This is a genomic window from Gemmiger formicilis (genome assembly GCF_018784445.1).
Lineage (GTDB): Bacteria > Bacillota > Clostridia > Oscillospirales > Ruminococcaceae > Gemmiger.
The window spans coordinates 62,990-85,082 of the sequence record NZ_WQOH01000017.1; the positions used below are offsets into that span (position 1 = coordinate 62,990).

25 protein-coding genes are annotated in these 22,093 nt (G+C 60.4%); 23 read left to right on the top strand and 2 right to left on the bottom strand.

Annotation, left to right across the window (positions count from 1 at the left end; translation table 11 throughout):
* Positions 1–19: 19 nt before the first annotated feature.
* The 17 genes from GPK89_RS07470 (at position 20) to GPK89_RS07550 (ending at position 14,900) form a co-directional block, all read left to right on the top strand.
* A complete protein-coding gene (locus GPK89_RS07470; protein ID WP_215692258.1) occupies positions 20–1,138 on the top strand; it encodes a 5-bromo-4-chloroindolyl phosphate hydrolysis family protein in 1,119 nt (372 codons plus the stop codon).
* Positions 1,139–1,143: 5 nt separating this feature from the next.
* Positions 1,144–3,177, top strand: coding sequence for a single-stranded-DNA-specific exonuclease RecJ (gene recJ, locus GPK89_RS07475; protein ID WP_215692259.1), 2,034 nt, complete (start codon positions 1,144–1,146; stop codon positions 3,175–3,177).
* A 167-nt stretch (positions 3,178–3,344) separates the two neighbouring features.
* Positions 3,345–5,525, top strand: a complete 2,181-nt coding sequence (locus tag GPK89_RS07480) for a RelA/SpoT family protein (protein ID WP_215692260.1) — start codon at positions 3,345–3,347, stop codon at positions 5,523–5,525.
* A 10-nt stretch (positions 5,526–5,535) separates the two neighbouring features.
* Positions 5,536–5,991, top strand: a complete 456-nt coding sequence (gene dtd, locus GPK89_RS07485; protein ID WP_215692261.1) for a D-aminoacyl-tRNA deacylase — start codon at positions 5,536–5,538, stop codon at positions 5,989–5,991.
* 26 nt (positions 5,992–6,017) lie between these two features.
* Positions 6,018–6,623 carry an MBL fold metallo-hydrolase gene (locus GPK89_RS07490; protein WP_215692262.1) on the top strand — a complete coding sequence of 202 codons (606 nt, stop codon included), beginning with the start codon at positions 6,018–6,020 and terminating at the stop codon, positions 6,621–6,623.
* On the top strand, positions 6,623–8,083 hold the full coding sequence (gene hemZ / locus GPK89_RS07495) for a coproporphyrinogen dehydrogenase HemZ (protein WP_215692263.1): 1,461 nt from the start codon (positions 6,623–6,625) through the stop codon (positions 8,081–8,083). The genes GPK89_RS07490 and hemZ overlap by 1 nt, the downstream gene beginning before the upstream one ends.
* Positions 8,046–8,972 (top strand): uridine kinase family protein, encoded by a 927-nt coding sequence (locus GPK89_RS07500; protein ID WP_215692264.1) that lies wholly within the window; start codon positions 8,046–8,048, stop codon positions 8,970–8,972. Before hemZ ends, GPK89_RS07500 begins: the two co-directional genes overlap by 38 nt.
* A 123-nt stretch (positions 8,973–9,095) precedes the next feature.
* A complete protein-coding gene (locus GPK89_RS07505) occupies positions 9,096–9,581 on the top strand; it encodes a zinc ribbon domain-containing protein (RefSeq protein WP_252261549.1) in 486 nt (161 codons plus the stop codon).
* A 120-nt stretch (positions 9,582–9,701) separates the two neighbouring features.
* Positions 9,702–10,385, top strand: coding sequence for a nucleoside triphosphate pyrophosphohydrolase (gene mazG / locus GPK89_RS07510; RefSeq protein ID WP_215692265.1), 684 nt, complete (start codon positions 9,702–9,704; stop codon positions 10,383–10,385).
* 71 nt (positions 10,386–10,456) lie between these two features.
* Positions 10,457–10,729: an HU family DNA-binding protein gene (locus tag GPK89_RS07515; RefSeq protein WP_215692266.1), complete on the top strand. Its 273-nt coding sequence runs from the start codon at positions 10,457–10,459 to the stop codon at positions 10,727–10,729.
* A 79-nt stretch (positions 10,730–10,808) separates the two neighbouring features.
* Positions 10,809–11,054 (top strand): RNA-binding S4 domain-containing protein, encoded by a 246-nt coding sequence (locus tag GPK89_RS07520; RefSeq protein WP_215692267.1) that lies wholly within the window; start codon positions 10,809–10,811, stop codon positions 11,052–11,054.
* Positions 11,055–11,139: 85 nt separating this feature from the next.
* Positions 11,140–11,454, top strand: a complete 315-nt coding sequence (locus GPK89_RS07525; protein WP_215692268.1) for a YabP/YqfC family sporulation protein — start codon at positions 11,140–11,142, stop codon at positions 11,452–11,454.
* Complete coding sequence (locus GPK89_RS07530) at positions 11,454–11,933, top strand: hypothetical protein (protein WP_215692269.1); 480 nt, start codon at positions 11,454–11,456, stop codon at positions 11,931–11,933. Before GPK89_RS07525 ends, GPK89_RS07530 begins: the two co-directional genes overlap by 1 nt.
* A 48-nt stretch (positions 11,934–11,981) precedes the next feature.
* Entirely contained in the window at positions 11,982–12,281 is a 300-nt protein-coding gene (locus GPK89_RS07535) for an FtsB family cell division protein (protein ID WP_215692270.1), read from the top strand.
* Between the two features lie 72 nt (positions 12,282–12,353).
* The gene (locus tag GPK89_RS07540; RefSeq protein WP_215692271.1) at positions 12,354–12,836 is read left to right on the top strand and encodes a S1 RNA-binding domain-containing protein; all 483 of its coding nucleotides are present in this window, start codon (positions 12,354–12,356) and stop codon (positions 12,834–12,836) included.
* A gap of 96 nt (positions 12,837–12,932) precedes the next feature.
* A complete protein-coding gene (locus tag GPK89_RS07545) occupies positions 12,933–14,072 on the top strand; it encodes a THUMP domain-containing class I SAM-dependent RNA methyltransferase (protein WP_215692272.1) in 1,140 nt (379 codons plus the stop codon).
* Between the two features lie 3 nt (positions 14,073–14,075).
* Positions 14,076–14,900 (top strand): NYN domain-containing protein, encoded by an 825-nt coding sequence (locus tag GPK89_RS07550; RefSeq protein WP_252261551.1) that lies wholly within the window; start codon positions 14,076–14,078, stop codon positions 14,898–14,900.
* Between the two features lie 43 nt (positions 14,901–14,943).
* Here the strand turns inward: GPK89_RS07550 and GPK89_RS07555 are convergent, their stop codons facing one another.
* Together GPK89_RS07555 and GPK89_RS07560 are read right to left on the bottom strand one after the other, a co-directional pair.
* A complete protein-coding gene (locus tag GPK89_RS07555) occupies positions 14,944–16,302 on the bottom strand; it encodes a WG repeat-containing protein (protein ID WP_215692273.1) in 1,359 nt (452 codons plus the stop codon).
* 104 nt (positions 16,303–16,406) lie between these two features.
* A complete protein-coding gene (locus tag GPK89_RS07560; RefSeq protein ID WP_252261553.1) occupies positions 16,407–17,300 on the bottom strand; it encodes a PLP-dependent cysteine synthase family protein in 894 nt (297 codons plus the stop codon).
* A 389-nt stretch (positions 17,301–17,689) separates the two neighbouring features.
* Here GPK89_RS07560 and GPK89_RS07565 point away from each other — a divergent pair, with 389 nt between their 5' ends.
* From GPK89_RS07565 to trmD, 6 genes are all read left to right on the top strand, one after another.
* Positions 17,690–18,088: a sigma factor-like helix-turn-helix DNA-binding protein gene (locus tag GPK89_RS07565; protein ID WP_215692274.1), complete on the top strand. Its 399-nt coding sequence runs from the start codon at positions 17,690–17,692 to the stop codon at positions 18,086–18,088.
* On the top strand, positions 18,078–19,436 hold the full coding sequence (gene ffh, locus GPK89_RS07570) for a signal recognition particle protein (RefSeq protein ID WP_215692275.1): 1,359 nt from the start codon (positions 18,078–18,080) through the stop codon (positions 19,434–19,436). The genes GPK89_RS07565 and ffh overlap by 11 nt, the downstream gene beginning before the upstream one ends.
* Before the next feature lie 98 nt (positions 19,437–19,534).
* The gene (gene rpsP / locus GPK89_RS07575; protein WP_078784047.1) at positions 19,535–19,774 is read left to right on the top strand and encodes a 30S ribosomal protein S16; all 240 of its coding nucleotides are present in this window, start codon (positions 19,535–19,537) and stop codon (positions 19,772–19,774) included.
* A gap of 31 nt (positions 19,775–19,805) precedes the next feature.
* Positions 19,806–20,039, top strand: coding sequence for a KH domain-containing protein (locus GPK89_RS07580; RefSeq protein WP_147610860.1), 234 nt, complete (start codon positions 19,806–19,808; stop codon positions 20,037–20,039).
* Between the two features lie 61 nt (positions 20,040–20,100).
* Entirely contained in the window at positions 20,101–20,631 is a 531-nt protein-coding gene (gene rimM, locus GPK89_RS07585; RefSeq protein ID WP_215692276.1) for a ribosome maturation factor RimM, read from the top strand.
* A 4-nt stretch (positions 20,632–20,635) separates the two neighbouring features.
* The gene (gene trmD / locus GPK89_RS07590; RefSeq protein ID WP_215692277.1) at positions 20,636–21,865 is read left to right on the top strand and encodes a tRNA (guanosine(37)-N1)-methyltransferase TrmD; all 1,230 of its coding nucleotides are present in this window, start codon (positions 20,636–20,638) and stop codon (positions 21,863–21,865) included.
* Positions 21,866–22,093 lie beyond the last annotated feature (228 nt).

The following is a 22,093-nucleotide window of genomic DNA, read 5'->3' on the forward strand; positions in this document are numbered from 1 at the left end:
TAAACAGATTGGACAAACCATGCCAGACAACAAACACAATTACGAATATAACTATGACCTCGGCGATGTGATCGACAACGCGGTTCAGATGGGCAGCAAGATCGGCTCGTCGGTGCTGGGCAGCATTGCCGACGCTCTGGAGCAGGCGGGGGACGCGATGGGAATGAAACAGCCCGACACTTTCGCTGCCTGGAAACGCCGCCTGGAACGCAAATGGAAAAACGGCGGCCAGTCTGTCGGCGTTGCGCTGACGGCGGTTGGCTGGACCTTTGCAGGCTGCTTTGGCATTGCGGCGTTCGTGCTGGGCATCCTGACGGCAGTCGGCGCAGGGCCGCTGGGGCTTTCCCAACAGGATTTTATAGCCCTGCCGATTCTGACGGCCGTGTTTTACCCCACAACGCTCGGCTTCCTCTTTATGGCCATCGTGGGCATGAAAAAGCTGGCCTATTTCAGCCGCCTGCGCAAGCTGCTGCGCGCCGCTAATGACTGGGTGTGCGACCTGCCGAGCCTGGCCCGTAAGGCGCAGATCAAACAGGAAAAAGCCTATGACACGGTCGCCAGGGCCGTGGGCAATGGCGATTTGCCCAACGCCGCCATCAGCGACGATTTCAGTACCCTGTACCTGGACGATTCGCTCATGCCGGTGGCGGCCAAGCCCGCTGCTGCGCCCCAGGCAGCCGAGCCGGAAACGCCGCTGACCGATGCCGAGCGGTTCCGCCGCGAGGGCGTGGACTTTTTGAACTACCTCAAACGCTGTCAGGGCAAGCTGGGTGCACAGGCCGATGAAGAATTGATGCAGATGCAAAAGACCTGCGCGTCAATTTTGGGCTTTGTCCACAACCACCCCGAGCAGCTGAACCGCGTGCGCCGCTTCCGGGAATACTACCTGCCCACCACGCGCAAACTGCTCGACACAGCGCAGGGGCTGGGGGAGACGGACACCGCCAACGCGGCCGAGATACGCCGCGATATCACCGGCATCCTGCACACACTGAACCAGGCCTACGAAAAGCTGTACGATACGCTTTTACAGGACGTGAGCATGGACGTTTCAACCGAAATCGATACGCTGGAGGCCATGCTGCGCCAGGATGGCCTGACCCATGATTTTGAAGCTGATTTTAACACAAGGAGCTAAATTGTATGAATTACCCTGCGTGGCAACTGAAAAAGGGCGACCCGGCCGCAGAAAAAGCGCTGGCTGGGGCCGGGTGCGGCGTACTGCTGCGCCGGGTGCTGGCCGCCCGCGGCTGTGCCGACCCTACCGCCGCGCAAGCGCTGCTGGGCGAGGGCACGCCGCTGACTGACCCCTTCCTTTTAAAGGATATGGACAAAGCGGTCGCCCGCATTGAGGAAGCCATCGAGAACGAAGAACTTATGGTCATTTACGGCGACTACGATGTGGACGGCATTTCCGCCACTGCGATTTTGTACGAATGTCTCACCAGCCAGGGCGCGCACGTCCGCTGCAAGCTGCCCACCCGCGGTTCCGGTTACGGCCTGACCCGCGCAGCGCTGGAATCCCTGGCCGCTAAGGGCTTTAAGCTCGTGGTCACGGTGGACAACGGCATTTCCGCCGTCGAGGAAGCCGCCTGTGCCAAGGAACTGGGCCTTGACCTCATCGTCACGGACCACCACCTGCCCGGTGACACGCTCCCCGACGCGATTGCCGTCGTAGACCCCAAGCGGCCCGACGACGAAAGCCCGTTTAAAGATTTGTGCGGCGCGGGCGTGGCGTTCAAGCTCTGCGCCGCGCTGGAAGGCTGTGACCCTGCCGAGCTGCTGGAAATGTACGGCGAGTTGGCCGCCCTGGGCACCGTGGCCGACGTGATGCCGCTCGTGGGGGAGAACCGCACCATCGTCCGCGAGGGACTGAGCCTTTTGCAGGACACGATGCGCCCCGGCCTGCACGCCCTGCTGGAAAGCGCGGGCTGCAGCGGCAAACCTGTCACGGCGGACACGGTCAGTTACAGCCTGGCCCCGCGGCTGAACGCGGCGGGCCGCATGGATAACGCCGCCGTGGCGCTGAAATTGCTGCTTTGCGGCGACGAGGATCAGGCCACCGGCATTGCCGAGCGCCTGGCCGAGATCAACACCGAACGCCAGCAGACCGAACAGCAGGTGTTCACGGCGGCCTTGCAGACACTGGAAGCTGACCCCGCCCGAACCCGCGACAGGGTCCTCGTTGTCAGCGGTGAGGACTGGCATCCCGGTGTCATCGGCATTGTGGCGGCACGACTCATGGAGCGGTTCAGCCGCCCGGCCATCGTCATTTCAACGCACGAGGGCGAGGGACGCGGCAGCGGCCGTGCACCGGACCCCTTTGATCTGCACAGCGCTCTGGCGGGCTGCGCCCACTATCTGATCCGGTTCGGCGGCCACGCCGCCGCCGCGGGTGTGGAAATCGAGGAAGAAAATTTACCCGCCTTCCGTCAGGCCATCAACGCCTGGGCCGCCGACCACGCCGCCCAGCCCGGGCCGGTCAGCCTGGGGCTGGATGCCGCTGTTACGCTGGCGGAGCTGAGCCTGTCCAATGTGGAGGAACTGGCCCGCCTGGCCCCCTTTGGCCGGGAAAACCCGACCCCGGTGTTGCTGGTGCAGCACGCCTTTGTGGATGGTCTGTGGCCCATGGGCGCCGAGGGACGCCACACCCGCGTGCGGCTGCGCCAGGGTAACGACACGCTGTTCGCCTCGATTTTCGGCGTCGCACCGCAGGCGTTCGCGTATCCTGTCGGCAGCGAGGTCGAAGCTGCGCTGGAAGTTTCCGTCTTTAACGGCCGCAGCGGGCCGATGGTCTCCGCGCACCTGAAAGCCATCCGCCCGGCCGATTTGGGTAACACGCCCAGCGAGCAGGCCGCCTGGTTCGAGGCGTTCCGCACCGGCGGCGATTTGCCCGCCGACCGTGCAGCCGCTCTGCTGCCGCAGCGGGCCGACACCGTCGCGCTCTATCGGCGTATCCGCACCGGGCAGGTCGTTTCGGCGGATCTGCAGCCGGTCTTTGCGGCGCAGGGCCCGCAGAACACCGGCAAGGCGCTGACAAGCCTGACGGCCCTGCAGGAGCTTGGCCTTATCGAAGAGCAAAACGGCCACTGGCAGCCGGTGGCCGTGACCGCTAAGCAGGATCTGGCGTCCGCGCCGGTTTTGCAGCGTTTGGCGGCCATGGCGAAACAAGGATGAATGTGCCTTTGCCCATGCTGAGCATGTAGGGGCGAGCATTGCTCGCCCGTCCACCTGGCGGGGATATACGCTTTCCGGGAAAGCAGCTCGCATGGCAAGCGGCCAGCGGGCGAGCCATGCTCGCCCCTACAAGGCCGCATCCTAAGATTTAGAGAGGGGAATGGATTATGGAAAACACGAACGTGCCTGAAGTAAAAATGCCCATTACCTATGATGACCTCAAACAGAGCCTGATTGACAGCGGGCGGCCCTACGACTTTACTATGATCGACCGCGCCTATGCGCTGGCCGAAAAAGCCCACGGCGAACAGCGCCGCCGCAGCGGCGAGCCGTACATCTGCCATCCGCTTTCTGTTGCGCAGATTTTGGTCGAACTGGGCATGGACAGCGAGAGCATTGCCGCTGCCCTGATGCACGATGTGGCCGAGGACACCCCTGTGACCGTGGCCGAGATCAAGCAGAAATTCGGCCCCGAGGTCGCGCTGCTCGTCGATGGCGTCACCAAGCTGACCCAAATCAAATTCTCCAACGTCGAGGACCGCCAGGCCGAGAACCTGCGCAAAATGCTGCTGGCTATGAGCCAGGACGTCCGTGTTATGATCATCAAATTGTGCGATCGGCTGCACAATATGCGCACCGGCGACGCCTGGCCCGAGCAGAAGCGCCGCGACAAGGCCCTGGAAACGATGGAGGTCTACGCGCCCATCGCCCACCGTCTGGGTATTTCCAACATCAAGGAGGAACTCGAGGACCGCAGCCTGCATTACCTGGACCCGGTGGGCTATGAGACGATTCGCGACCTTTTAAACAAGCACGGCGACGAGTTCCTGCACCAGGTCTGCCACACCATTGCCAAGCACCTGGCCGAGAACGGTATCCAGAAGGCCACCATCCGCCACCGTGTCAAGAGCATCTACGGCATCTACCGCAAGATGTATATGCAGAATAAGGATTTCGAGGAAATCTACGATATCTACGCCGTGCGCATCATTCTGGACAACGTCCCCGAGTGCTACACGGCACTGGGCCTTATCCATGATATGTACCACCCGCTGCCCAACCGCTTCAAAGATTACATCTCTACGCCAAAACCAAACGGCTACCAATCCCTGCACACCACGGTCATCGGCCGAGAGGCCATCCCCTTTGAGGTGCAGATCCGCACCTGGGACATGGATCGCATGGCCGAGTACGGCATCGCTGCCCACTGGAAGTACAAAGCCGGCATCACCGGCGGCAATGACAAGCTGGACGAGCGTCTGGCCTGGGTGCGCCAGCTTTTGGAAAGCCAGCGTTCCAGCGCCGATGCCGCCGACCTGCTCAGCGATATCAAGAGCGACCTGCTCCCCGAGGAAGTGTTCGCCTTCACGCCGCGCGGCGACGTCATCAACCTGCCCGCAGGCGCAACGGCTATTGACTTTGCCTATGCCATCCACTCCGCTGTCGGCAACCGGATGATCGGTGCGAAGGTCAACAACCGCATCGTGCCCATCGACCACAAGGTCCAGACCGGCGAAATTATTGAAATCATCACCGGCCCCGAAAACCGTGGCCCCAGCCGCGACTGGCTGAACATCGTCAAGACCAGCGAGGCCAAAAACAAGATTCGCAACTGGTTCAAAAAAGAACGCAGGGAAGAGAATATTCAGGAGGGCCGCGACGCACTGGAACGCGAAATGCGCCGCAACCTCATGACCCTGACCGATGAGCAGCACGACGTCTTTATGGAGGCATTGGCCCGCCGCAACCGCTGCAACAGCGTTGAGGAAATGTACGCGGCCATCGGCTACGGCGGTCTGCAGATTTCCCGCATGCTGCCAAAACTGAAAGAAGAGTACACCAAGCTGCAGGCCACTGAGCCGAAGCCGGTCGCGGTGGAACTCAAGCGGATGCACTCCTCCGACGGCGTTATTGTAGAGGGCATCGACAACTGTCCCATCAAGTTTGCCAAGTGCTGTTCACCGCTGCCCGGGGATGAGATCATCGGTTTTGTCACCCGCGGCTTCGGTGTCTCCATCCACAAAAAGGACTGTGCCAACGCCCGCGAGAGTATGCGCCACCCCGAGAACGCCGACCGCTGGGTTCGCGCTTATTGGGATGAGGCAGAAAAGGAAAACTACAAAGCTACGCTGGATATCATCTGTATGGATCGCCCGAACCTTGTGTCCGACGTGGCTCTGGCGCTGGGGGATATGCGGGTGCCCATCTATTCTTTGATGGCCCGCGCCGCCGAGCAGGGCCGCGCTCGCATGAGCGTGACCGTGGGCATCACCAACACGGAACACCTGAACAGCGTCGTTGCCCGTTTGAAGAAAATCAAAGACGTCGTTAGCGTGACGAGAAACTGAGGAAACAATTATGCGAGCCATCATCCAACGCGTTACCCGTGCCAGCGTCACCGTCAACGGCGGTGAACCGCGCAAAACCGGGCCGGGCCTGGTCATCCTGCTGGGCGTGCGGGACACCGACGATAGCGCCATCGTGCCCAAGCTGGCCGAAAAATGTGCCCATCTGCGTATTTTTGAGGACGAAAACGGCAAGCTGAACCGCAGCGCTGTGGAGCTTGGCTACTCGGCCCTCGTCGTGTCCAACTTCACACTCTACGGTGATACGGCCAAGGGCAAGCGCCCCAGCTTTATCCATGCCGCCAAGGGCGAGCTGGCCGTGCCGTGCTATGAAAAATTCCTGGAGGAGATGGGCCATCAGGGCCTCAAAGACGTCCAGCACGGCGAGTTCGGTGCGGACATGAAAATTGACCTTGTCAACGACGGCCCAGTCACCATCGTCATCGACACCGACGAATGGAAGAAATAAACCCACAAACCCAAGGGGAGAATGCAATGAATATCCAGCACTTCCACGGCGTTCCGCCGCTGTACACCAACACCTTTTTGATCATCACCAATGCAAAGCACGGCATCATCATCGATGCCGCCGCCGAGCCGGAAACCTACCTGAAAGCCTTGGACGAGGCGGGTGCAACATTAACGCATATCCTGCAGACCCACGGCCACTTTGACCATGTGGGGGCGGTGGCCTCGCTGAAAAAGGCGACCGGCTGCAAAGTCTATATGGATAAGATCGACGCCGAGGGCAGCCAGCTTCTGCCGCTGACGCCCGACGTCATCACCGACGAATGGCCCGCCAACGGCGAACTTGTGATTGACGAATTACCGTTTAAAATATACCGCACGCCCGGGCATACCAAAGGCGGCGTCTGCCTGTCTTGCTATGGGCTTTTGTTCAGCGGCGACACGCTGTTTGCAGGCTCCTGCGGGCGCACGGATTTCGCGGGCGGCAGTATGCAGGAGATGCAGAAAAGCCTCTCCCTGCTGGCAGAGCTGCCGCTGCCCGATGCAACAACCGTCCTGCCCGGGCATGGGGAATCGTCCACCCTTGGGCAAGAGCGCAGCACCAATCCTTACATGAATGGGGCATGGTACTAATGCAGATCATTTTACGCGGCCCCGCAGCGGGCTATGAAGCCGAACACACCGCGCGGCTGTTTTTTCCCAGTGCTGAAAAAGCCGACACTTTACCGCCGGAAGGCGATTTTGTGCTGGCGCAGAGCCATCTCTGCACAGACTCGATTTTGTTGCGTTATAACGGCAAAATGCAGTGGCGTACCCAGCTGCGCCCACAGGGGGCAGACCCGGAGTACGCGCTATGCGAATTACTGTACGGCCTGCTCTGCCAGGCCACCGGTACCACGCCGCCCTGGGGCATGATGACCGGTGTGCGCCCGGTGCGCATCATCCACGATATGCGCGCCAGCGGCGCGACCGAAGAAGAAGTGCGCGCGCGGTTCCTTGACCATTTTGCCTGCACACCGGAAAAATTTGCACTGGCCCTCGGCATTGCCGACCTGCAAAAGCCGGTGCTGGATGCTGCTGACCCAATGGATTGCAGCGTCTACGCAGGCATTCCGTTCTGCCCGACGCGGTGCAGCTATTGCAGCTTTGTGTCGCGCACGGTGGGGGATAAGGCTACCCGCGCCCTCGTGCAGCCCTATGTGGACAAACTGTGCGAGGAGCTGACCGCCATCCGTGAGACCGCTGACCGCTGCGGGCTGCATATCCGCACCTTCTACATCGGCGGCGGCACGCCGACGAGCCTGTCCGCACCGCAGCTCGAACAGCTCATGTCCCACATCGCCAAAACCTTTGATTTAGCGAAACTCGATGAGTACACCGTCGAGGCCGGCCGCCCCGACTGCACCGACGCCGAAAAGCTGCGCATCATCAAACAGTACGGCGCCACGCGCATTTCCATCAACCCGCAGACCTTCTCGGATGAGGTTTTGCGTAACATCGGCCGCCGCCACACCGCGCAGGATATTGTGGACTGTTTCGCCGCTGCCCGGGCAGCAGGGCACACGAACATCAATATGGATTTAATTGCGGGCCTGCCGGGGGACACGGTGGAAGGCTTTGAAGCAAGCCTGCGCAAAGCCATCGCCCTGGATCCCGAAAACATCACGGTCCACACGCTGACCCTCAAACGTGCGTCCAACATCGTGGTGGAGCACCGCGCCGCCGACTATGCCGATGTGGCTGCTATGCTGGACAAATGCAGCCTGCTGGCCGATGCGGGCTACCGCCCGTACTATATGTACCGCCAGAAGGGCACGCTGCAAAATCTGGAAAATATCGGCTGGGCCAAGCCCGGTTTTGAGTGCCTTTACAATATTTATATTATGGAGGAAGTCCACACCATCCTCTCCGCCGGTGCGGGCGGTTCGACCAAGCTGGTCATCCCGGGGCAGCGGCGTGGCAAGATCGAACGCATCTTCAACTTCAAATATCCCACCGAATACATCGACCGCTTTGCGGAACTGCTCGACCGCAAAAAGGCTGTGGAGGATTTCTATGCACGTTACACATCGCAAACGCTTTGTCAGCCGTGACCTTGTTGCGCTGGCGGCCCGCCATCCGCAGGAGCTGACTGCTTTGAGCGAACAGCACTACCATGACCAGATCGAGGCAATCGCCGGGGAAGTCCTGGCCGCAGGACAGCGTATCGTCATGCTGACCGGGCCGTCCGCCGCGGGCAAAACGACTTCCGCCCACAAAATTGCCGACGCCATTGCAGCCCGGGGCCACCACAGCCAGGTCGTCAGCCTTGATGACTTCTACATCGGCGAGGGGCGTTACCCCAAGAACCCCGACGGCAGCGACGACTATGAAAGCTTGCAGGCGCTGGATTTAGAAAAGCTCCACACCTGCCTGAAAGACCTGTACAAGACCGGCGTATGTGACGCACCTGTGTTCGATTTTACTGTGCAGCAGCCCACCGGCACCCGGCGCATCGACGCGCGGGACGGCGTGGTCATCATCGAGGGCCTGCATGCCTTGAACCCCGTGCTGACCGAGCAGCTGCCCGATGACGCAGCACTCTGCCTGTACGCGGGTCTGCGGGAAGAATACGCCGACGAGCGCGACGCCCGCTGCCTGGCCACCCGGGATATCCGGCTGGCCCGCCGCCTGGTGCGGGACTTCCTTTTCCGCGGCCACGGCGCAGCGTTCACGCTGGGGCTGTGGGGCCATGTCTGTGCAGGCGAGGATCGCTACATCAAGCCCTACAAGCCCCGCGCGAATCTTTTACTGGACACGACCCACACCTACGAGGTCTGCCTGTGGCGCACTGTGCTGGACACGATGCCCGCCGACCCGGCGCTGACCGCCATCCAGGCCCGCCAACTGGCCTCCCTGCGGGAAAAATTCGCTGCATTCCCGGCGCTTTCCACCGCGCTTGTGCCGCAAAACAGTATGCTGCGGGAGTTTATTGGCGAATAATGCCATACAATTCACGGAAAATATACATTTGCGCGTTGCAAACCGCGCCGCAATAGGCTATAATAGACACAAATCCCGCAGTGGAGCAGCTGCGGTACAGACTAGAGAAAGAGGTGTACCTTTATGTTTGAACTGGATATTGAAATGCTGAAAGAGCAGGGCCTGCAGCTGGTGGATTCTGCCAAAAAGACCGCACAGGACCTGGCCGACAAGGGCAAGAACAAACTGGACCTGCTGAACCAGCAGGCACGCCTGTCCAAGGCACAGCGCCAGTTGGGTGCCCTGGTGTACAGCCTGCACAAGGCCGGTGAGGAAAACCCCGCCTTGGTCGAGAAGTATATCAACGCCGTGGCCGAGGTCGAGAAGGCTATTGAGGAGATCAAGGCCAACATGACCGATGACGAGCGCGCCGAGGTCGAGGCTCAGGAAACTGCCGAGACCGAGGAAGCCCCCGCTGAGGAACCCGCTGCCGAAAAAACCGTCGAGAGCGAGGAAACTATTGAGGAAGAGCCTGTCCACCTGCGCGGTGAGACAAAGATCTGCCCGGTCTGCAAGGCCGAAGTTGACGGCGATGCGATGTTCTGCAACCACTGCGGCGCTCAGCTGTAAGCCAAGAAAAACAACGAGGCAGCGTGGCTTTCGTGCGGGCCGCGCTGCCAACACTTGACAAATTCCGCGAACTGTGTAAAATGGAGCGTATTGCACACGCCGCCAAAGCCGGAGAGGTCTATGAACGCATACCCTGAAAAACAGCAGTATACCGCCGACGACCTCGCCGCCATCATCGCCATCCTGCGCGACCCCGAAAACGGCTGCCCCTGGGACAAAGTGCAGACCCACACGTCCATCCGCATGAATTTTCTGGAGGAAGCCTACGAGGCCGTGGACGCCATCGACCTGGACGACCCAGAGTTGATGTGTGAGGAACTGGGCGATGTGCTGATGCAGGTGGCTTTTCATGCGCAGATCGAGCGTGAGGCCGGGCACTTTACCTTTGCCGAGGTCTGCGACGGCGTCTGCCGCAAGCTCATTGAGCGCCACCCGCATATTTTTGGCGGCGACGAGAGCATAAAAGACTGGGATTCGCTCAAGAATAAGGAAAAGGGCCGTCTGACACTGACCGACGAACTGGAAAGCGTACCCAAGGTACTGCCTGCCCTGATGCGTGCAGCCAAGCTGCAAAAGCGCGCCGCCCGCTATGGTGTGGAGACGCCCGCCGATGCCGCCGCAATCGCCAAGGCTGCCGGAACGGTGGAAACGGCGCGGGATAAGGCCGCCGCCGAACAGGCGATGGGTGAACTTCTGTTTGCCGCCGCTGCTCTGGCACGCCAAGCGGGGCTGGACCCTGAGCAGGCTTTGCAAAAGTGCAACGCTGCTTTTACCGCAGAAAACACTCAAACCCAAGAGAGCTAAGAAGTGAGCCGAGCGGACGGAAATTTCCGCAGCCGCTTTTTGCTGATATAATACTTTGGAGGTAGAATACCATGACGAAAGTTGAACTGATCGCCGCTGTTGCGAACGAAGCTAACCTGACCAAGAAGGACGCCGAGGCTGCTGTCAACAGCACCCTGAACGCCATCACCAACGCCCTGAAGGAGGGCGACAAGGTCACGCTGGTCGGCTTCGGCACCTTTGAGGTCCGCGAGCGCCCCGCACGCAAGGGCCGCAACCCCCAGACCGGCGAGGAAATCACCATCGAGGCTTCCAAGCTGCCCGCTTTCAAGGCCGGCAAGGCTCTGAAGGACTCCGTCCAGTAATCGTAAATTGACTGGCCCGCCCCACCGCGTCTTTGCGGCGGGGCGGTTTTGTATCAAACCGAAAGGAAACATACCTACCATGCGTCTGGATAAATACCTGAAAGTAAGCCGCGTCATCAAGCGCCGCACCCTCGCCAACGAGGTCGCCGACGCGGGCCGCGTGCTCGTCAACGGCAAACCCGCCAAGGCCAGCTATACCGTCAAGGTCGGTGATATCATTGAAGTGACCTTCGGCAACCGCCCGGTGAAAATCCGCGTTCTCTCCGACGTGGAGCAGAAGGGCAAGGACGTCGCCCGGGAAATGTTTGAGGTCATCGAAGGGTGAGTGGGCTTTGCCGCCTTGCCGTTGGTTCTACTTTCCCCTGTACCTGCATATAGTACCACTGTAACCAAAAAGGGGAGGAGCCATCATGCCGGAAACAAAACTGGAACCTCGCACACCCCGCGCGGAGCCTGCGCCGCAGCAGCCAAAAAGCCACGGCCTGGCGCTGAAAGACCGCCGCCACCTGGCTGTGACCGGCGTCAGCCGAGTCATCAGCTGCGACGAAAACACCGCCGTTCTGGAAACGCCGCTGGGTAACCTGACCATCGGCGGGCAGGAGCTGCAAATTGGTGAATTGTCCACCCAGAGCGGCCAGGTGCAGCTTTCCGGCAAAATCGAATACCTGCAATACGCCGAGAACCAGCAATCGGGCGGCGGCCTGCTGGCCCGGCTGTTCCGCTGATGGCCCCCGCGCCTGCCCCCTGGGCCGTGCTGGGGGATGCCCTGTGGTGCCTGGGGCTGGGGTGCCTGCTGGCCGCAGCGCGGGATGCTCTGCGCCTGGCGCTGGGGGAAGGAAAACTCCGCTGCTTTTTGCGGGATGCCGCCTTTTTCGCCGCAGCGGCGGTGCTCATCTGTGGCTTTGCGGCCGGGACCAGCGCAGGCGGATTGGCCCGCTGGTACATGAGCGCCGCAGTGCTGCTGGGGGCGCTGTGCTGGCACTGGGCCGTGCAGCCCGCCGTACACCGGGTGGCGTCAATGCTGGCGGTGCTGCTGCTCGGCCCGCTGCACGCAGCCCACAAAATGCTGCTGCAGCCGCTGCAGGATCGCGCCGCACAGGCCCGCACGGTGCGCAAAAGCCGCAAAACTGCAAAAAAATCCCGGAAAACCCAAAATTCCGCCGAAAAACAGTTGCAAAAGCCGTCGATAATATTATATAATTAGCTATGCGTAAATTTGTGTGCATTTTTATGGGAAAGGGGGCACCCTACAATGAACAAACGCAAAGGGCTGTCCTCGCAGGGATTCCTGCCGTGGTGGATCACCGTGCCGGTGTTTCTGATTATCTGCGCTTCGCTGTTCGTCAATCTCGTGCAGTATCAGGTGTCCATTGCGTCCAAACAGCAGGAGCTGCAATCCGTGCAGAACCAACTCAGCGCACAGCTTACCGAAAACGCTGAACTTTCCGGCACGCTGGAGCAGGGCGACAGCGCCATCATTGAGCGCTATGCCCGCGAGCAGGGCTACGCCAAGCCCAACGAGCGCGTGTTTGTGGATATCAGCGGAAAATAAATCGTGTTACCAGCGGGGGCGCTTTGCGGCAACCCCCTGTAATAAAAATCATTTTTAAAGGGGTATCATAGTTTGGCATTACAAGTTGGGGATATTGTCGAGGGCAAGGTCACTGGTATCAAGCCGTTCGGCGCGTTCGTTTCTCTGCCGGAGGGTAAGACTGGTCTTGTCCACATCTCCGAGGTTTCCTACGAGTTCGTACAGGATCTTTCCACGGTGCTCAGCGATGGGCAGACTGTTTCCGTCAAGGTGATTTCGATTGCACCTGACGGCAAAATTGCACTGTCCATCAAACGCACCCAGCCCGCACCGGAGCGCGGCCAGCGCCCGCCGCGCGGCGAGCATAACGGCAATGGCGGCGACCGCCGCAGTGCGCCGCGCCCCAAGCGCGAGGAAAAGCCCCGCGTATGGCAGCCCAAACCCGCTGCCCCACAGGGCGAAATGAGCTTTGAGGACATGATGGCCCGCTACAAGACCCGCAGCGAGGAAAAGATCGCGGACCTCAAGCGCGTGACTGAAAATCACCGCGGGGGCTACTCCCGCCGCCGCGGCTGATTTTGGCTGCCCAGCTACCAGAACGAACGGCCCTATCCTGACGGCTGTCAGCCGCCGGGCTGGGGTCTTTTTGCAATTTTACAAGAAAGGACACCTATGTCTACACTCTATACCATGGTCGCACCGTGCTTCTTCGGCACGGAGTCGACGCTGAATTTTGAGGTCAAGCGCCTGGGCGCACAGAACATCCAGGTCACGGATGGCCGCGTGGCGTTCCAGGGCGGGGCAGATGTGATCGCCGCCGCTAACCTGAACCTGCGCACGGCCGAGCGCGTCTTGCTGCTGCTGGCTACCTACAAAGCCACGACCTTTGATGAACTGTTCGACGGCTGCTACAATATCGCGTGGGAGGAACTGCTCCCCGCCAACGCCGCCTTCCCGGTCAAGGGCTCCAGCCTGTCCAGCCAGCTTTCCAGCGTGCCCGCCTGCCAGAGCATCGTCAAAAAAGCCATCGTCAAGCGGCTGATGCAGGGCCACAAGGTCAGCACCCTGCCCGAGGACGGTGCCCTGTACAAGGTTCGATTCGCCCTGCGCAAGGACACCGTCGAGATTTACCTCGACACCTCCGGTGACGGTCTGCATAAGCGCGGCTACCGCAAAAACGCGACGCTGGCCCCCATCAAGGAGACGCTGGCCGCCGCCATTGCCGACCTGGGCCGTGTGCGCCGTGACTCTCTCGTGCAGGATCCATTCTGCGGTTCCGGCACGCTGGTCATCGAGGCTGCGCAGAAAGCGCTGAATCTGGCCCCCGGCCTGCGCCGCCGCTTTGCCGCCGAACATTTCGACTTTGTCCCCGCCGATATCTGGGCCGAGCAGCGACAGAAAGCTCTCTCTGAGGTCCGCAAGGATGCTGCTTTTGAGGGCATCGGCTATGATATCGACCCCGCTGCCGTGGCCCTGGCCAACGCCAACGCAAAGCTGGCGGGCGTGGGGGACCGCTGCCGCTTTGAAACCGCCGATGTCAAGGACTTCCGCGCCCTCGACAGTGCCACCGTCCTGACGAACCCGCCCTACGGCGAGCGCCTGGGCGACGCCAGTGAGGCCGCAGGCCTTGCCAAAACGCTGGGCCAGGTCTGGCAGGCCCACCCGGCACAGGGGCTGTACGCCATCACGGCGGACGCAGATTTTGAACAGCACTTCGGCAAAAAGGCCGCCCGCCGCCGCAAGATCTACAACGGCATGATCCCGTGTCAGCTCTATATGTACTTTGAGCAGCCCAAGCGCGAGAGGAAGTAAGCCATGGAAGACCTGAAACTGGCAATCCTCATCGACGCGGACAATATTTCGCCCAAGTACGTCAAAGTGATTCTCGATGAGGCCGCGACCTTCGGCGTCGCCGCTTGCAAGCGCATCTACGGCGACTGGTCCGACGTTCGGCTGAAAAGCTGGAAGGACGCGCTGCTGAACAATTCCATCATCCCCATCCAGCAGTACAGCTACACCACCGGCAAAAATGCGACGGATTCCGCTATGATCATTGACGCGATGGACTTGCTGTACAGCGGCAATCTCGACGGCTTCTGCATCGTCTCGTCGGACAGTGATTTTACCCGCCTGGCCGCCCGCCTGCGCGAGGCCGGCAAGCTGGTCATCGGCATGGGCGAGAGCAAGGCTCTCGGCCCCTTTGTCAAGGCCTGCGACCAGTTCAAATATCTGGATCTGATTCTCGACCACGGCGGGGACGAGGACGCCGCCCCGGCAGCCCCCGCCGCCGAGACCAGCGCCCGCGCCAACGCGGGGGACGATGCCGCCATCAACCGCGATTCCATCGGCCGCATCATCCACGGCCTGATTGATGAAATGGACGATGGCACCGGCTGGGTGCGCACCTCCCGCGTGGGCGACCAGCTCATCAAGCGCTACCCGGACTTCGACGTGCGCAACTTCGGCTCCAAGAGCCTGAACAAGTTCTTAGCGTCCCTGCCGGAACTGGAAGTCGAGGAGCGCATCCTCGCCAACGGAAACCCCATCCAGTTTGTCCACGTCAAGCCCACCCCGAAACCCGCCAAGAAACCGCCCCAGCGCCGCACCGTAAAGCGCACAACGCGGAAGAAAAAACAGTAAAAGAAGCAGCCCCCTGAACGCATCGCGCTCAGGGGGCATTTTTCTATTCCGCAGGCAGCAAATACGACGTGTTCACCCAGCCGAAATGGGGCATCCCATACAGCGGATCATACCGCACCAGTGCCCAGCCGGGGACGGCGCTGGCGTACCCATACACCCGCAGCGTGCTGGAAGATATCCGGTCGATGATATCATATTCCGTCCCTGGCCCGGTGCGCAGATTCAAACGGTTGCTGCTATCGGCGTCCGCCCGAAAATACACGGTATCCGTCCGCGTGGGCCGCGTATCCGGGGCGACGATATCCCCGGACAGCGTATCCAGCGGGTCGGGCTTTGCCACACCGGGAATTGTGTACTCGTGCCAGCCGTCGTTCTGTTTGACCCAGGCTGTGCTGCCGTCCCACACAAGACCGTCATAGGTGCAGGGGACAAACTCAGCCCCGCTGCCATCCAACAGGCCAAACTGACCATCCCGGCACACGACCGCATAGCCGTTCAACAGCGGTGCGGCGCGGGCGGCGGTCAGCGGTGTGTCGGAGTAAATGTCAAAATCGTACACGGCATCATAGCATAAGCCTGTCGCCTCGCGGCCCGTTGTGTCGAGATATACCCAGCGGCCATCCCGTTGGGCAGAGGCCAGCGGTGCGTCAAAGAAGAAATCAGCCGCGCTGTATGTGCAGCTTTTAGCCGCTGTGCCGTTCCTGTCCCGATACACATAGACCCCGTCGCTGACAAAATTGTACCAATCGTCGCTCTCGTGGGTGGTCGTGCCGCTGACCGTGGGTACGATGCCGTCGGCGCGGCCGCTGTACAGGCATAGGGCCTCGTCGGTGGGGGCGGCGAACTCGCCGGGACCGATGCTGCCCGCGTAGACGTACACGCTGGCATCCTGCAAATAGACAAACATCCGATAGCCGCCGCCGTCGTGGGCGTCGCAGAGCACGCCGTCGCCGGTCTCCTTCAGCTGGGCATTCAACTGCTCTTGCAGCGGCTCGATTTCCTCCCAGGTCATGCCGTCTGTGTAACCATGCCAGTGATGGGCGTTCCAGCCGCATTCAAACAGCGGGTACGGTGCGCGGCAGGGAAGAACCTCGGTGCCATCGCTGCGCATCAGGCCCCATTTGCCGTCCCTGCACATGGTATAGTAGTCGGTATCAGGATAGGTCTGGAACTCCCGCGCATAGGCAATGAGCCGGATGTCGTCGTAGTCCAGCACGGGCGCATCGGTCGGGATAAGACCCTGGGGCGCTGCCGCGGCCCCGGCGGTTTCCGCAGTTTCCGAGGACTGTGCCGTGTCGGGCGTTTCGGGCGCGGCGGTGGGGTGCACGGTTGGTACATCTGTCCCGGCGGCACAGCCTGCCAGCAGCAAAGCGGATAACAGGGGAAACAAAACTTTTTTCACGACATTCACCGCCTTTTTTTCTTTTTTCTTTAGTATAGCACAAGCGCCCCGCACCGGGAAATACAGTGCAGGGCGCTTGTGTAAATTTTACAAATATTACAAAATTATTCGTAGGTACGCCGCCCGGCGAACACGCACAAGGGGCGCTTGGCCTTGCCCATGCCCATCAGCTGCACGGCGGCGGCCAGGGTGGCCCCGGCGCTGGTGCAGGCGGGGACACCGTCAAAGAACAGCACCTCCCGCGCGGCGCGCTCGGCGTCGGCGGTGGTCACAGTCAGCACGGTATCCACGACGTAAGGGTTGTAGTTTTCCGGCACAAAGCCCGGGCCGATGCCCGCAATGCCGTGCTGCCCGATGAACCCACCGGAGATGGCGGCACACTCGGCAGGCTCCACCGCGACGATGCGCACCATGCTGTTCCATGCCTTGATGTACTCGGCCACGCCGGTGATGGTGCCGCCGCTGCCTACGCCGATGACGATGGCGTCAATGGCGTCGCCTGCGTGTTTCAAAATCTGCGGCCCGGTCACGCGTCGGTGATATTCAGGGTTGTCGTCGTTGGAAAAATAGTGGGTGTAGTACCCGCCGTACCGCTTGGCAGTGTCGGCGGCAATGCGGTCCATGGCCCGGCGGCCGCCGCTGCTGCACGCAATGATGCGTGCGCCTAAATCCTGTAAATGCTTACGCCGCGCAATGGGCAGGTTGCTGGGCACGACGAGGATGCAGGGGTGGCCGGTCGTAGCGCAGCTGACCGCCAGCGCCGCGCCGAAGCTGCCGGAGCTGGCCTCCACTACCGGCATACCGGGCTGCAAAGTGCCGCGCTCGGTGGCAAAGGCGAGCATCGTCTCGGCCAGGCCGTCCTTCGAGGTGCCGGTTGCCCCGCCGAAATCGAGATAGGCGAGGATGCCCGCTTCCAGCCCATGGCGGCCGGAATAGCCGTCCAGCCGCACCACGGGGGAACGGTAGACTTCCTGATAATAGCTGTTCACGATGGGCATAGGGGACACCTCACTTTCAAAAAACGACAACATTTTTATTATAGCATAGTTCAGGGTGGTTTGCTATGGATGGAGAGAAAAATATTATGTCGGAAGGGAAAAGCCCCTCAGGCCTCGCAGGCTCGGCTAGCTCCCCACTTCGTGGGGCACCTTTTGCGCGGGCAAAGCCCGCGAGAAAGCCTCCTCGCTTTGCGGGGAGGTGACGAGCGCAGCAAAGTCGGAGGGGCATTCTCCGTTTGCCATCACAGCGCTGCTAAAAAATCTGCCGTATTTCTTCAAAAAATCGCTCCACAGACTTGACTTCCGGCATCTGTTCTGTTATAATTCATAGGCTGATGTAAAGAAAATTACTTTACACAGCTTTCACAAGCAGCAAAGGGGGCGCGGGCATGGCCGGCAAGCCGCAGAAAAACCTTGCCTACTCCGTCCTGCTGGACTTCTACGGCCCGGTCTTGACGGACAAACAGCGCGTCATCCTGACGGAATACTACGACGAGGATCTGTCCTTAGCCGAAATCGCCGAAAACCTCGGCATCACGCGGCAGGGCGTGCGGGACGCCATCAAGCATGGCGAGGCAGCGCTGGACGAGCTGGAGCAAAAGCTCGGCAATGCGCGCCGCCACACCCAGATGCGGGCCGATTTGGATCGTCTGCGGGTGCTCGTGACAGAAATCCGCTGCTGCAACTCCGGCTCCTTCACGCCGGATCCGCGCATCAACCACGATACGCAGGAAATGCTTACGATCTTACAACGCTTGGACACGCAGGAGGATGCCGATGGCCTTTGAGTCTTTAACAGAGCGCTTGAATGGCGTTTTCAAAAAACTGCGCGGCAAGGGTAAGCTGAACGAGGCCGATATCAAGGCCGCCATGCGGGAAGTCCGGATGGCACTGCTGGAAGCCGACGTCAACTACAAGGTGGCGAAAGACTTCTGCGCCCAGGTTTCCGAGCGTGCCATGGGTCAGGAGGTCATGGAGAGCCTGACCCCCGCCCAGCAGGTCGTCAAGATCGTCAACGAGGAACTGACCAACCTCATGGGCGGCAATGAGCCGAAGTACCTGCGCCTGAAAAACAAGGGCCAGACCGTGCTGATGATGTGCGGCCTGCAGGGCAACGGCAAGACCACCCACGCCGCAAAGCTCGGCAAATATTATCGCAGCCAGGGCCGCCGCCCGCTGTTGGTCGCCTGCGATATCTACCGCCCCGCTGCCATTGAGCAGTTGAAGGTGGTGGGCGAGCAGGCCGGTGTGCCGGTGTTCACCCTCGGCACCGAGAAGCCCGAGATCATCGCGCAGAAGGCAATGTCTTATGCGAAGGATCACGGCAATGATATTGTCATTCTCGATACCGCAGGCCGTCTGCAGATCGATGACCAGCTCATGGATGAGCTGGTGCGCATTAAGCAGGCGGTCGAGGTCGATGAAACTTTGCTGGTCGTGGACGCCATGGCCGGTCAGGAAGCCGTCAACGTGGCAAAGACCTTCAATGAGAAGGTCGGCATCAGTGGTGTGATTCTGACCAAGACCGACGGCGACACCCGCGGCGGCGCGGCGCTTTCGGTGCTGGCCGTGACCGGTATGCCCATCTATTTCCAGGGTACCGGCGAAAAGCTCGAGGATCTTGAGCCGTTCTACCCGGCACGCATGGCAAACCGCATCCTTGGCATGGGAGATGTGCTTTCCCTGATTGAGAAAGCCCAGAGTGTCCAGAATGACAAGGAAGCCGAGGCCGCTGCCAAGCGCCTGATGGAGAACAAGTTCGACATGAACGACCTGCTGACCCAGTTCCAGCAGGTGAAAAAGATGGGCGGTGCGTCGGCGCTGTTGGCCATGATGCCCGGCGGCAATCAGATCGATCCCGACTCCCTCGATGAAAAGGCACTGCCCCGCATCGAGGCCATCATCTACTCAATGACCCCGGCGGAACGCGCTAAACCAGACATCATCAACCCCAAGCGCAAGCGCCGCATTGCAGCAGGTTCCGGCACCTCGGTGGAGGACGTGAACAAGCTGCTGCGTCAGTTTGAAATGATGCAGAAGATGATGAAAAAGGTCAAGCGCAACCCCAAGGGCTTCATGCGCAGCCTGGGTAACATGGGCGGCATGGGCGGCTTCAAAGGCTTTGGCCGCAAATAATTTCAGGTATGACCCGCTCGGCTTTACGGCCCACGGGATGTACAATATATTAAAGATGCCCCGCAAGGGCCGTAAACAATTTTTGGAGGAATATTACTATGGTTAAGATTCGTCTGCGCCGCATGGGCGCCAAGAAGGCTCCTTTCTACCGCGTTGTTGTTGCTGACAGCCGCTTCGCCCGTGATGGCCGTTTCATCGAGGAAATCGGCTACTACGATCCGACCAAGGAGCCTTCTGTCGTCAAGATCGACGCTGAGAAGGCCAAGCAGTGGCTGGACAACGGTGCTCAGCCCACCGACACCGTCCGCGAGATCCTGAAGAAGGCCGCCGTTCTGTAATTTGTTCGCTTTTTAGGGAGGGAACGCCACAATGCAGGAACTCTTATTAGCCGTTGCCCGCGGCCTTGTCGAGGACAAGGAGGCCGTGCAGGTGACTGTTGATCCCATGCGCGAGGATGGCACTGTTGTCTACCACCTCAAGGTGGCCGAGGCCGATATGGGCCGCGTCATCGGCAAGCAGGGCCGCATCGCCAAGGCGATTCGCGTTGTCATGCGTGCCGCTGCCGTCCGTCAGGGCGAAAAAGTCATCGTCGAGATCGACTAAGACCCGAACCAAAGCACTTTGCCGCAGGGTAAAGTGCTTTTTCTGTATCAGGAGGAACCCTATGCAAAACTATCTTCCCGCCTGCAAAATCGTCTCCACCCATGGCGTGCGCGGCGAAATGAAAGCCCTGCCGCTGTGCGACGGCGCGGCGTTCCTGGCAAAGTTCAAGCGCCTGTTCACCAGCGCTGACGGCGCAGGGGAGACCCGCGTGCTGGGCGTGCGTGCCCAGGGCAACGTCATCCTGCTGCGGCTGGACGGCGTCACCGATATGGACGGCGCCCGCGCCCAGGTGGGCCGCACCTACTACCTTGCCAAGGCCGATGCCAAACTGCCCCGGGGCCGCTATTTCATTGATGACCTGCTGGGCTGTGACGTTGTGGATGCCGACACTGACCGCGTCTACGGCCAGCTGACGAATGTGGACCGCCCCGCCGCCCAGGATATCTATACTGTGACCGATGGGGCAGGCGAGGAGCATATGCTGCCCGCAGTGCCGGAGTTCGTCAAAAAAATAGACATTGACTCGCGTAAAATTTTCGTGACGCCCATCGAGGGTATGTTCACCGATGCCGTCAACGGCGACGAGGACTGAGCCGATGCGCATTGATATTGTAACACTGTTCCCGGAACTGTGCGACAGCTTCCTTTCGGCCAGCATCCTGGGCCGCGCCCGGGCCAAGAATCTGTTCGAGGCTCACTGCCACCAGATCCGCGATTACACGAAAAACAAACAGAAGCAGACCGACGACTATCCCTACGGCGGCGGCTGCGGCATGGTGCTCTACGCCCAGCCCATCGCCGACTGCCTGCGGGCTGTGCAGGCCCAGTGCGCCGGGCAGGGGCGGCAAAAGCCCCACGTCGTGTTCCTGACCGCCGCAGGCCGTCCCTATAACGAGGAAAAGGCTCGCGAGCTGGCAAGCTATGACGCGGTGACCCTCGTCTGCGGCCACTATGAGGGCATAGACCAGCGCGTCATTGACGCCTTCGGCGATGAGGAAATCTCCATCGGCGACTACGTGCTTACCGGCGGTGAGCTGGCAAGCCTTGTCGTGGCCGACAGCGTGCTGCGCCTGCAGCCCGGCGTTCTGGCAGAGGAAAAGGGCTACCAGGACGAGAGCTACTGGGATGGGTTGCTCGAATACCCGCAGTTTACCCGCCCCGAAATGTGGGAAGGCCGCGCTGTGCCGCCGGTGCTGCTGACCGGCGACCACAAAAAAATCGACGAATGGCGCGGTGCCCAGAGCCGGGAGCGCACCCGCGAACGCCGCCCCGACCTGTACGACGCCTGGTGCGAGAGCCACCCGCTGGCGGAGCTTCCCAAATGGAAGCGCGGCGAAAATATGCGCCTTGTGAAAAATGACGAACAGCTGGCCCTCTGCGCTGCCCTCATGGCTGAGGGCAGCCGCACAGTTTGTGCGCAGGTCTGCAGCGAGGAATATCTTGCAAAAATGACGCCGGAATTCTGGCTGCCCGAGCTGGCAGACAAAAAAAGGAACGGCTGGGCGTTCTATCTGCACTACACCAAGGATGCCGCCGACGGCATGGTCGGCGTCTGCCATAAGACCGGTGAGTTGGGGCACTTGTTTGTGACCGAGAGTGCCCGGGGCAAGGGATACGGTGCCAAGATGCTGGATTTTGCCCGCAAGAAGCTGGCGGAGCACCCGCACCCGACTTTCGGCGTTTTGTCCACCAACACCCGCGCCATTGCGCTGTACAAGCGCATGGGTTGGCGGCTGACCGGCACCGTGCTGAATGTGTACGACCCGGAAAACGACGCGTTTACGGAAAAATACTGCGAAGAATGGCAGATGCGCTACCAGGGCTGACCGTTGTTTTTGTCGCCAATCCACAACGTTGTTGAAAATAAACTGGTAAAGTTGCACAAACGCGCGGGCGCAGATTTGGCAGAATTACAGAATCCTGCCAAATTTGCAAAATTCTACTGTACAAAATCGACGAAATAGGATAAAATAGAGACAATCAAGGCGGCGTATTAACACACGCAATAGACCGCCTGGAAGTCGCCCACGGTAGATACGCAAGGGCATATTATT

Coding starts and splice junctions, on each gene's coding strand:
- GPK89_RS07525 (WP_215692268.1), top strand. CDS start 11,140: ATGCCGGAAACAAAACTGGAACCTCGCACACCCCGCGCGGAGCCTGCG.
- GPK89_RS07550 (WP_252261551.1), top strand. CDS start 14,076: ATGGAAGACCTGAAACTGGCAATCCTCATCGACGCGGACAATATTTCG.
- GPK89_RS07515 (WP_215692266.1), top strand. CDS start 10,457: ATGACGAAAGTTGAACTGATCGCCGCTGTTGCGAACGAAGCTAACCTG.
- GPK89_RS07470 (WP_215692258.1), top strand. CDS start 20: ATGCCAGACAACAAACACAATTACGAATATAACTATGACCTCGGCGAT.
- GPK89_RS07580 (WP_147610860.1), top strand. CDS start 19,806: ATGCAGGAACTCTTATTAGCCGTTGCCCGCGGCCTTGTCGAGGACAAG.
- GPK89_RS07480 (WP_215692260.1), top strand. CDS start 3,345: ATGGAAAACACGAACGTGCCTGAAGTAAAAATGCCCATTACCTATGAT.
- mazG (WP_215692265.1), top strand. CDS start 9,702: ATGAACGCATACCCTGAAAAACAGCAGTATACCGCCGACGACCTCGCC.
- GPK89_RS07530 (WP_215692269.1), top strand. CDS start 11,454: ATGGCCCCCGCGCCTGCCCCCTGGGCCGTGCTGGGGGATGCCCTGTGG.
- GPK89_RS07500 (WP_215692264.1), top strand. CDS start 8,046: ATGCACGTTACACATCGCAAACGCTTTGTCAGCCGTGACCTTGTTGCG.
- GPK89_RS07565 (WP_215692274.1), top strand. CDS start 17,690: ATGGCCGGCAAGCCGCAGAAAAACCTTGCCTACTCCGTCCTGCTGGAC.
- recJ (WP_215692259.1), top strand. CDS start 1,144: ATGAATTACCCTGCGTGGCAACTGAAAAAGGGCGACCCGGCCGCAGAA.
- GPK89_RS07505 (WP_252261549.1), top strand. CDS start 9,096: ATGTTTGAACTGGATATTGAAATGCTGAAAGAGCAGGGCCTGCAGCTG.
- rpsP (WP_078784047.1), top strand. CDS start 19,535: ATGGTTAAGATTCGTCTGCGCCGCATGGGCGCCAAGAAGGCTCCTTTC.
- GPK89_RS07545 (WP_215692272.1), top strand. CDS start 12,933: ATGTCTACACTCTATACCATGGTCGCACCGTGCTTCTTCGGCACGGAG.
- dtd (WP_215692261.1), top strand. CDS start 5,536: ATGCGAGCCATCATCCAACGCGTTACCCGTGCCAGCGTCACCGTCAAC.
- GPK89_RS07560 (WP_252261553.1), bottom strand. CDS start 17,300: ATGCCCATCGTGAACAGCTATTATCAGGAAGTCTACCGTTCCCCCGTG.
- rimM (WP_215692276.1), top strand. CDS start 20,101: ATGCAAAACTATCTTCCCGCCTGCAAAATCGTCTCCACCCATGGCGTG.
- trmD (WP_215692277.1), top strand. CDS start 20,636: ATGCGCATTGATATTGTAACACTGTTCCCGGAACTGTGCGACAGCTTC.
- GPK89_RS07520 (WP_215692267.1), top strand. CDS start 10,809: ATGCGTCTGGATAAATACCTGAAAGTAAGCCGCGTCATCAAGCGCCGC.
- hemZ (WP_215692263.1), top strand. CDS start 6,623: ATGCAGATCATTTTACGCGGCCCCGCAGCGGGCTATGAAGCCGAACAC.
- GPK89_RS07490 (WP_215692262.1), top strand. CDS start 6,018: ATGAATATCCAGCACTTCCACGGCGTTCCGCCGCTGTACACCAACACC.
- ffh (WP_215692275.1), top strand. CDS start 18,078: ATGGCCTTTGAGTCTTTAACAGAGCGCTTGAATGGCGTTTTCAAAAAA.
- GPK89_RS07535 (WP_215692270.1), top strand. CDS start 11,982: ATGAACAAACGCAAAGGGCTGTCCTCGCAGGGATTCCTGCCGTGGTGG.